Genomic DNA, 10838 nt, shown 5'->3' with positions numbered 1-10838 from the left:
GTACCGGGAAATTTCCCGGATATTATTAGTTTATACAGTTTGCTGTTTTACATTTTGTAGTACGACCTGCTGAGTAATCTCATTAAAATGCATTAGAATAGTCTCAATAGTTTCAGTATCATACATACCGGAATTATACTCCAGCTTTACTTCAATCTCTTTGTGAGTTTGTGAGTTTGCAAACTCCAAAAGTTGGTTTAGCTCCAGTTGTTGTAAATAATTTTGTGTGATTCTCATCTCGGATTATTTTTATACAAAACTACTCGCCAAGATTATCTTTTACGCTACCCTAAATTGTAGTATACCATTATAAATCAGCAAACTACACTTTTGTGTAGTTTGCTGATTTATAATGGAAAAAGGAACCTATTAATATTTAATATTATTTACAATAGAGATAAATTACGAATCTATTTAAGCCGTTCCTGTTTTTAGAATTCTTAGATCTTCAATATTTATTATGATTTTGTAAAATGTGCCGGAGAATTTCCGGGATATTATTAGTTTATACCGTTTGTCTTACATTTTGTAGTACGACCTGCTGAATAATCTGATTAAAATGCACTAGAATAGTCTCAATAGTTTCAGGATCATACACCCTGGAATTATACTCCAGCTTTACTTCAATCTCTTTGTGAGGTGATACTACCAACATCAAATCATAGTTGGATTCCACATACATTTCAACATTTTTAACAGGAAAATCATGTCTGCAATTCAATGCATTCTCAGAAATATCAGATTCATCCAATACCGGATAATTTTCTACTATCACAATATGATCAAGTAAATTTCTTCCCAACGGACTTAAAACCTGAATTTCAGATAACGGATGATACTGATGGTCGTTTGTCTCAATAGCATCTGCCTGGATCTTTTGCAGAATATTTTCCAGATTATCTTCTGAAGAATATTTAATTCTTACAGGTATCGTATTAATAAACAATCCTATCATACTTTCAATACCCTGAATATCAGAAGGTCTTCCGGATACCACTGTTCCAAAAACTACATCATCCGTTCCGTTATATTTGGCAAGAAGCATTCCCCATGTAAACTGTATGATTGTATTCAGCGTAACGCCGTACTGAGATGCCATTTCATTTAATATTTCGGCATCTTCCGAGCTTATTACAGAACTTTGGTAATCATATATATATTCCTGCTTTTCGTTTTCAAAAAGATCTTTTTTAGGCATGGAAACAGCATGAGTATAATCACTTAGCTTTTCTTTCCAATAGATTTCAGAATCTGCTTTGTCTCTGTTTTCAAACCATTGAATATAATTCAGATAAGGATTAACAGGTGGTAATTGTAGAGGTTGTTTTCTTATTTTCTTAGAATAAATCTGCCTGAATTCATCCAATATCACTGCTGTACACCATCCATCCATAAGTATATGATGATAGCTCCAGATAACCGCATAATGATTTTCGTTTGTCTGTAATATTCTGAAACGCATCAATATATCAGACTGAAGATCAAATCCTTTGTTTTTTTCAAACTCTTTATACTTTTCGATAATTTCCGGAATGCTCTTATGATGCATTTCGTTTCTTACATCATTCAACTCCACTTTTACAGCTCTGCTTTTCAGTAACAGCTGAAGTGGCTTATCATATACTTCATGTAAAAATACTGTCCTGAATATATCATGTCTTGCAACAAGTTCATTCACACTGTCTTCAAAGTTTTCAAAATCCAATTCTTTTTCAATCTCGAAAGTCATTTGTCCGAAATAACTTGTGGAACCCGATTCGTAAACGGAATGAAACAATATTCCTTCCTGCATCGGAGACAAAGAATAGACATCCTGAATATTATATTTCTCCTGTAAGTCTGAAAGATATTGTTGAGAAATGTTTTTAATAGAAAGATCAGAAGGAGTAAGCTCTCTTTTTTGATAATTACAGCAATACTCTACAATCTCAAATATCTTTTCCTGATAAGACAACATAAGCTTTTGTATCGTTTCAGGAGTATATTGCTCTTTACTATATATAATAGACAGGGAAAGTTTTCCGTCTGTTATAATTCCGGATATATCCCAATCATAGTCTCTTCGTTTATTACCGGATATGTCTTCACCTTTCTCTTCATTCGCGATACCAAATGAACTTTTATCAAATTCAGCATCAAATTGTCCCAAATAATTAAAACTAATACGAGGAGTATTTTCTGAATGACTTTCTGTTTCTGCTTCCGAGTAGTATTTTTTCAATATATAATCAATCCCTTGATTAGGAATATTACAGAGCGTTTCTTTTACATTTTTAATAATAGCTGCTGTACTTACATCCTCTTTTTCCAACAAAACAGGATAGAAACCTGTAAACCATCCAATTGTACGATCTACATTTTCATTTTGTCCTAAATAATGTCTGCCGTGGCTTTCCAGATCTAAAAATATATGATTCTGTTCATATACTTTTTCTACAGAAAGAAGAAAAGCTGTCAGTAATATATCATTTATCTGCGTATTGAAAGGGAAATGTACTTCTGTAAGCAATTTTGATGTAATTTCTTTATCAAGATTAAAAACTTCGGTCGCTTTTATTTTATATAAATTGCTTCCTTCCGGATAATCCCTTTTAATATGTTTTACAGGTCTTTGCAGAATATTATCCCAATACAGAGAACCTTCTTTGTAATTTTTAGTTTGTTGATACGCTTTAAGATTTTCGATCCAGCTCTTGAAAGAATCTGTTTTTAACGGTAGAACAAATTTTTCATTTTTTAAAGTCTGCTGATAAAGAGTTTCAATATCTTCAAACAAAATACGCCATGAAACCCCGTCAATCACCAAATGATGGATCACAATAAGTAATCTGCTTCCGTTATTCATATGGAATAAGCCCAGATTTACCAATGGTCCGTTTTTAAGGTCAATAGAAGATTGTATTTTCTCACTTTCGGTCAATAATATTTCTTCTCTATTCTCTTCTCCCTTTAAATCAAATTCTCTTAAAGAAACAGGAAATCCAGATGCAGGGTTAGCTCTTTGCGAAAAGCTTCCGTTTTCTATGCTATAAGTCATTCTTAAAGCATCATGATGAACCTGTAAAGCATTAAAGATCGTTTCAACCGTTTCTTTTTCAATTCCTTCAGGAAAATTAATCATTACCGATTGATTAAAATAATTTTCCTCCGGTCCTGTATTTGAGAAAAACCATTTTTGAATTGGGCTTAAAGGTATCTCACCTACTATTTCTCCCTGATCGGATTTCGTTTTTACAATATCCAATTTATCTGCCAATGCTCTGATATTTTTACTTTTCAGAATATCTTTTACAGAAGCTTCATATCCTTTAGCTCTTAACCTTGAACTTACCTGTATTGATTTGATAGAATCTCCTCCGACAGAAAAGAAATTGTCCGTAACTCCTATTTCATCAGAAACTAAAACTTGTCGCCAAATGTCTAAAATCAGTCTTTCTTTTTCTGTTTTAGGCTCTGCTTTACCAAAATCCTGTTCAATAGGTTCCGGTAATGCTCTTTTGTCCAGTTTCCCGTTAATTGTATAAGGAAACTCATACATTCTTACGTAAAATACCGGAATCATATAATTAGGGATTCTCAGAGCAAGAAAGCTTTGAAGATCGTCTGTATTAATTTCTGTTTCCGAAGTAAAATAAGCTGTAAGTTGAGGTGTCCCGTTTTTATATATTGGTAAAACCACACATTTAGCAACAGAACCGTAATTCATTATTTCCCCGGCGATTTCTTCCAATTCTACTCTGTATCCTCTTATTTTGATCTGGTCGTCTATTCTTTCAAGAATTTCGATAGTTCCGTCTGAATGCCATTTTCCTACATCTCCGGTTCTGTACATTGTTTCGTGAGAAGAATATGGATTTTTTAGAAATCTTTCAGAAGTAAGAAGAGGATTATTTACATATCCTTTTGCAACGCCTTCCCCGGAAATACATATTTCTCCACTTACTCCTATAGGTAGAAGCTGCTGCTGATCTCCAAGAATATAGACCGAAGTATTTGATATCGGTTTCCCTATCAATGATATATTGTTTTCTGAAAGATTTTGATTATGGATACATCCCACAGTAGCTTCAGTCGGTCCGTACTCATTCTCCAGATGTACTTCGGGAAAGATATTTTTACTTTTAGAAAGTAGGCTTTTCGGCGTTTTTTCTCCTGCTAAAACTACAAAACGCAAAGCTGTTTTAATATCTTTTGAAGCAAATTCGTCCAAAATAATACTATATAGAGCAGGAAGAAGACCAAAGAAAGTAACTTCATGTTTTACGATTAAATCAGCAATGTATTGAGTGTTCATACGGTGTTCTGCTGGTAAAGTTACCATTGCCGCGCCCGATAACAGTGATGCATAAAATGTATGACAGAAACCGTCAAAATGATATGACAATAACTGAAGACCTACATCATTTGAAGATAAATTGTGACAATCTATATTCCATAGTGCATAATTAACCAGATTTCTGTGTCTGATCTCAACACCTTTTGGTTTTCCTGTAGTTCCTGATGTATAAATGATATACAGCAGAGATTCCGGAGAAACAGTAACTTTAGGGTATTGCTCTGTAATCTTTTCTTCATTCGGTTGTACCACCAAGATTTTTTCTTCTGAAATTATTCCCCGGTTCTCATCTTTAAGAATATCCTGAATAATCAATATATCCGCCTGACAATCCTCCAAAATATATTTCTTCCTTTCTGCAGGATCTTCGGGAGATAAAGGAATATAAGTATTTCCTGATTTAATAACAGCCAATATGGTAGCAATCATTTCTACAGACTGTTTAAAAATCAATCCTATTTTATGATCTGTACCTTCCAGCTTTGTATTTATTTTAAATGCAATAGCATCCGCTTTTTCATTCAGCTCAGAGAAACTTACCTCTTCGTCTCCATGTATAAGAGCAGTAGCATCAGGAATTTTTTCTACGTTTCTTAAAAAAAGATCAAGAACATTTTTTTCTCCGTGATATTCAACCGCAGTATTATTAAAATCAAACAGTAATTTTTGTTTCTCTTCCGCTGGAATTATCGTAATTTCTGATACCGTTACAGATTGGTTTTCGGTAATCTGCTTTATTATCTCTCTGAAATAATTGACAAATCTTTCTGCCGTTTCTCTCTTAAATATTTCTGTAGAATAAATCAGTCTCAAATGAAGCTCTTCATTCTCATCGATTACCAATAACGTTAAATCAAATCTGGAAAAATTAATCTTAAAATTCTCCGGTTTTATCACTAATCCGTTGGTTACCTGTTTAGATTCTTCATAATTCTGATATACAAACATTGTATCAAAAAGAGGATTTCTTCTCTCGTCACGTTCTATTTTCAGATCATTTACCAGCTCTTCAAACTGATAGGATTGATTTTCCAGACTTATTAAAGTTTTTTCTTTTACTTCAGACAGAAAATCTCTGAAAGTATTTTCTCCTTTAGGATAGTTTCTTAAACAAACTGTATTTACAAACATTCCTATAAGATTTTCCAGATCAGCATTTTGTCTTCCTGAAACAGGTGTCCCGATTACAACATCTTCCTGATTCCCAAGTTTGCCTAAGAAAATATTGAGTACAGCCAATAATGCAGTGTACATTGTACCACCGACTTCGGATGCCATTTTTCGTAATGCTCCTGAATCTTCTTTTCCGATTATAAATTTTACAAAATCTCCTTCATTCGTTCTTTCAAAAGGTCTTGGAAAATCTGTAGGCAGTTCCAGAGGATGAACTTCTTCTGAAAATTCATTGATCCAAAACTTTTTCTGGCTATCCAGTTTCTCTCTCTGAGCAGGAGTATTTTGCCATTCTGCATAGTCTTTGTACTGCAAAACCATCGGTTCCGGTTCTCCACCGTTATAAAGAATATTAAACTCCTCTCTCAGAACAAATCTTGATACTCCATCTAGAACAATATGATGCGAATCGATCACCATAATACACTCTTCGGAATTTTTTTCTATTAATCCTACACGAATTAAAGGAGCATTCTGTAAATCAAAGGGTCTGACAAAAGACTGGATTGTCTCATGTTCCCTATTTTCTTCATATGGAAGAATTTCCAGCCTGAAAGAAAAATTGGTGAGAATCTCTTGCATCAATTCTCCGTCTACAACCGTTAATGAAGTTCTGAGGCTTTCATGTCTGGTAATGATCTTTTTGAAAATATTTTCAACTTTAAGCTTATCTATTTTACCAAAGATTCTTAATACCTCCGTTTCGTTATATAAAGTGCTCTGCTCATCAATCGCCTGTAAAAAATACATTCTTTTTTGTTCTGCAGAAGTCTTATAGTATTTCTGTACAGGAGCTTGCGGAATTCTGTTATCCTGTTCAGATGGATTAAGATCTCCCAACATTTCTGTAAGTTCTTTTACAGTAGGACACTTATAAATATCGCTAATCGTAAGATTTGAGCTGATTTTCTGGTTGACTCTTGCAATCAGATTCATTGCCTTCAAAGAATCTCCTCCAAGTTCAAAAAAGTTGTTCTCTCGGTTCACTTTTTTACCGAAGAAAGCAGAGAAAAGATCAACAAGCACGTCCTCCAAATTTATCAATCCCTCTTCTTGATTATAATCTGTTACACTGAAAATTTCCTGTTGAGTATCGGCAAGTTTCTTTCTTTGCTGATCAATATTCCTGTTAAGATCTTGAGGATAAATAGTGTAAACCGTTCCTTTATTCTGAAGACATTTAAAGAAAATCTCTATTCCTTTTTCTGGATAGATCCCATTATGGATTTTTGAATTTATAAGATCTCTTTCCTGAATATTTTCTGCTTTTCTTACCGAATTATAAGTCAGTCCTGTATCAAACCAGTCGCACCAATTGATTGTAATGGCATTGATGCCGGATTTTCTTGCTGCATACGCATAATGTTCAAGAAATTCGTTTCCTGCATTATAGGCTATTTGTCCGAATTTAACCTGATAAATAGCATTTCCTACAGAAGAAAACAGAGCTAAGAAATCAAGTTGACTGAAATCAAAATATTTTTCTAAAAGAAGTAAGCCATGTACTTTTGCAGAACTGTAGGATATAAAATCTTCTTTAGCTCTGTTCAGAATGATACCTCCGTAATCCACTTCACCTGCACCCCAGATAATTCCGTTTACAGAAGAATATTCATCCTTTATTTTCAGTGTAAGTTCCTGAACTTGTTTTTCATCCGTAATGTCAGAACGATATAATTTTACCTGGCTTCCGGAATTTTCTATATTCTTAATTTTCTGAATCTTTCTTCGAAGAGCCTCATCTGTTTCTTCTGATTTTAAAAGATCATTCCACTCTTTCTTTTCCGGAAATTCTGATCTGTGAACAAGAATAATATCTGCACAGTGATCTTCCGCCAGTTTTTCGGCAATAGATAATCCTATACCTCCGGTTCCGCCTATAATTAAATAAACACCTTTTTCAGTAATTTTAACATCAGAATTCGTTTTAGGGTTGTTCTGAAGTTGTTCATAAGTCTGTACCCATCTTTCATTATATCTATAGGCAACGCATGGTGACTCGGAAACTTCATAGAAAACCTCATTTTCAATTTTTAAAATATATTCATCCTCTTCATTTTCATTTTGGAAAGGATATGGTAGATCTATGATTTTACACCGTACATTGCTGATCTCCGAAGGAATAATCTGTACGGGTGAATAAATCATTGCTTTTAAAGGATCTATTTCGTCCTGCTGTGTTACCTGAGCAAGATGATTTCCCACTACACTAATGCTGATTTTTTCTGATTGTCCGCTTCCCGCAATAGATTGGACTATATTACACAATCCTAAATATCCGTCATTGATCTTTTTATCAATTGCATCATAAATTCCTTTCTGATATTCTTCATCCAGTGTAAGACAATAAATAATCTGATTTGGAATTATTTCTTTTTGTCTGAAATGCTTCCATAATTCTGAGACCTCTTCCGAAGAACCAATATTAAGTTTAAAAGTATTCTGATTAACTTCTGAAAATCCTTCACCTTTTTGTATTTCAATAACGTTTTGTCCGTAAGAGCGTAAATTCTTAATTATTGAATCACTGAATTTTTCTTTATCTCCTGAAAACACTAAAAATGTAGATGAAGATTCTGAAAGTTCAACAGCTTTGTTTGGCAGTACAGAACGCTTCCAATAAGGAACATTAATATATTCTTCGATATTAGTAAATGATTCTGAAAAATTATCTTGCTTTAATTGGGTATTAAGTAATTTATTAAGATTAAAATCAGTAACATATTCTAACTTCTCAAACGCATAAGTAGGCAAAGAGACTTTATTTCTTTCTTCTCCACAATAAAACTGATCCCAATTGATGTTCACACCATGCTCCCAAAGACTTCCCAATTTTCCCAATATGTATTTCTGATCACCGATTGTCTGCTTCGCATGTCTTACCATATTAATGATAACATGAGATTCATCCATTGAACTGCTGTCAGAAACATAATTACTCAAACTTCTTCCGGGACCTACTTCAATAAAACAAGCTCCTCCGGTTTTAAGCAGAGTTTCTGTTCCCTTAAAGAAATTGACCGTATTTCTTAAATGTCTGCTCCAATATGAAGGTTGAGAAATTTGATGATCATCCACAAAATCTCCGGTGATATTAGAAATATATGGAATCTGTGATTTCTGGATACTGATATGACTGAACTCTTTTTCAAACTCGTCCAAAATAGAATCCATCATATAAGAATGAAAAGCGTGTGATGTATGAATTTTTTTATTAGTAATTCCTTTTTTTCTAAGCTCATTGCTGAACTCTTCTATATCCTGTTCCGTTCCTGAAACAACTGTAGATTTTTCGCTGTTAATAACCGCTATATCAATACCAGAAGGTAAATTCAGCTTATCACTTTCTATTTCGATGCTCAACATGCTTCCTTTTTCGGCTTTTGCCATGAGTTCTCCCCTTTTGATAACAAGCCTTATAGCATCATTTAGTGTAAAAACACCACTCACACAAGCCGCTACATATTCTCCGATGCTGTGTCCAATCATGTAATCCGGTTTTATTCCCCATTCCTGCAGTAAATGAGCAAGAGCATATTCAATAATGAATAAAAGCGGCTGTGCAACTTCAGTATTATTGATATTTTTTTCAGAAGCTCCGTCCGGAAATAAAATTCCACAAAAATCTTCTGATGAATACTGAGAAGCAATGGCAAGACATTCATCCACCTTATTTCTGAAAGTCTTTTCAGAATGATAAAGATCTTTGCACATATCACTGTATTGCGTTCCCTGACCAGGAAACATAAAAATGATATTTTGTACATCTTCTTTAGCATGAGCTTCTACACTGTTATAAGAAAGACTTTCTGCCAATTTATCAGAAGCATCTTCTATATTGCTGCATATTACAGTCTTTCTGTATTTGAATCTTTCTCTTCCTTTCTGAAGGCTAAAAGCTGCATCTGCAAGATTTATATTTTTATTATTCTTCAGAAATTCATTAAGACGAATAATATTTTCATTAAGACTGTTGGGCGTTTTGGCAGATAATACCAAAAGCTGGTCTTTACGGCTCTCCGAAGAAACAGCAGTTTCAGGAGCTTCCTGCAAAACAATATGAGCATTGGTTCCACCGATTCCGAATGAGCTTACTCCTGCTCTTAATGGTTCGTTACCATTCCAGTCTTTCAGTTTATTATTTACATAGAAAGGACCTCCTTTGAAGTCAACTCTTGGATTAGGCTGCTCAAAATGTAAATTTGCAGGTATCTTTTTATTTTTAATTGCTAAAACAGCTTTTATAAATCCTGCGACACCGGCGGCTGTATCCAAATGCCCTATATTAGACTTCACAGAACCTATTGCACAACTATTAAGAGCACAACTTCCAAATACTTCATTTAAAGCTTCCACTTCAATGGAATCTCCCAACGAAGTTGCTGTTCCGTGGGTTTCAATATATCCTATTGTTGACTGCTCAATTCTTGCCATTTTATGAGCCTTTCTGATTACTTCAGCCTGACCTTTTACACTCGGTGCAGTATATCCTACTTTGTTACTTCCATCATTATTTATGGCGCTTCCTTTGACAATAGCATAAATATTATCTCTATCTTTTATAGCATCTTTAAGCCTTTTCAAAATTACAACACCGGCTCCTTCACCACCAACAGTTCCACTTGACTCTGCATCAAAAGGTCTGCATCTTCCATCTTTTGAATGGATCATTCCTTCCTGATACAGATACCCTTTTTTTGAATAATTGACAATATTAACCCCTCCTGCAACTGCAATATTACATTCTCCCAAAAGAAGGCTGCTGCAAGCCTGATGAATAGACACCAATGAAGATGAACAGGCTGTATGTACAAGAATAGCCGGACCTTTGAGATTAAATTTATATGAAATTCTGGAACTTAGAAAAGTCGCATCTCTCAAATGTGAAGCCGTAAACCCGTCAACAAAATTATCCTGATTGTTTTTGGTAGAAAATAATTGCCATGCCACACTTGGTGATGCAGCAGAAAAAACTCCTACTTTATCATTAGCAGAGAATGTATAACCACTATCTTCCAATGCTTCCCAACAACATTCGTGATAGATTCTTACCTGAGGATCCATCAACTCTGCTTCATGTGGAGTATATCCGAAAAATTCCGAATCAAAGTATTTCTTAGTTTTGATATAAGCATTGGATTTGACGTAAGCCGAAGATTTTACAAGACTTTCCGGCTCTCCTTCTAGAATAATTTCTTCTTCCGTAAAATCGCTTATACAGTCTTTTCCGTTCTGCAAATTATTCCAATATTGTGTAATGTTATCTGCTTCCGGAAATCGTCCCGCCATTCCGATTATTGCTATTTCTAATCCTGTATATTTTTCCATT

General features: G+C 34.2%; 2 protein-coding genes. Both read right to left on the bottom strand.

Annotated elements, in window-relative coordinates:
- Positions 1–30 precede the first annotated feature (30 nt).
- A complete protein-coding gene (locus BLR30_RS09580; RefSeq protein ID WP_089857578.1) occupies positions 31–237 on the bottom strand; it encodes a hypothetical protein in 207 nt (68 codons plus the stop codon).
- 268 nt (positions 238–505) lie between these two features.
- On the bottom strand, positions 506–10837 hold the full coding sequence (locus BLR30_RS09575; RefSeq protein ID WP_089857575.1) for a hybrid non-ribosomal peptide synthetase/type I polyketide synthase: 10332 nt from the start codon (positions 10835–10837) through the stop codon (positions 506–508).
- Between the last annotated feature and the right edge of the window lies 1 nt (position 10838).

This window comes from Chryseobacterium taeanense, from assembly GCF_900099685.1.
In the GTDB taxonomy this organism is placed as follows: Bacteria; Bacteroidota; Bacteroidia; order Flavobacteriales; family Weeksellaceae; genus Chryseobacterium; species Chryseobacterium taeanense.
Note: the sequence above shows the minus strand (reverse complement) of the source record. Positions and strands in the feature narration are given on the sequence as shown.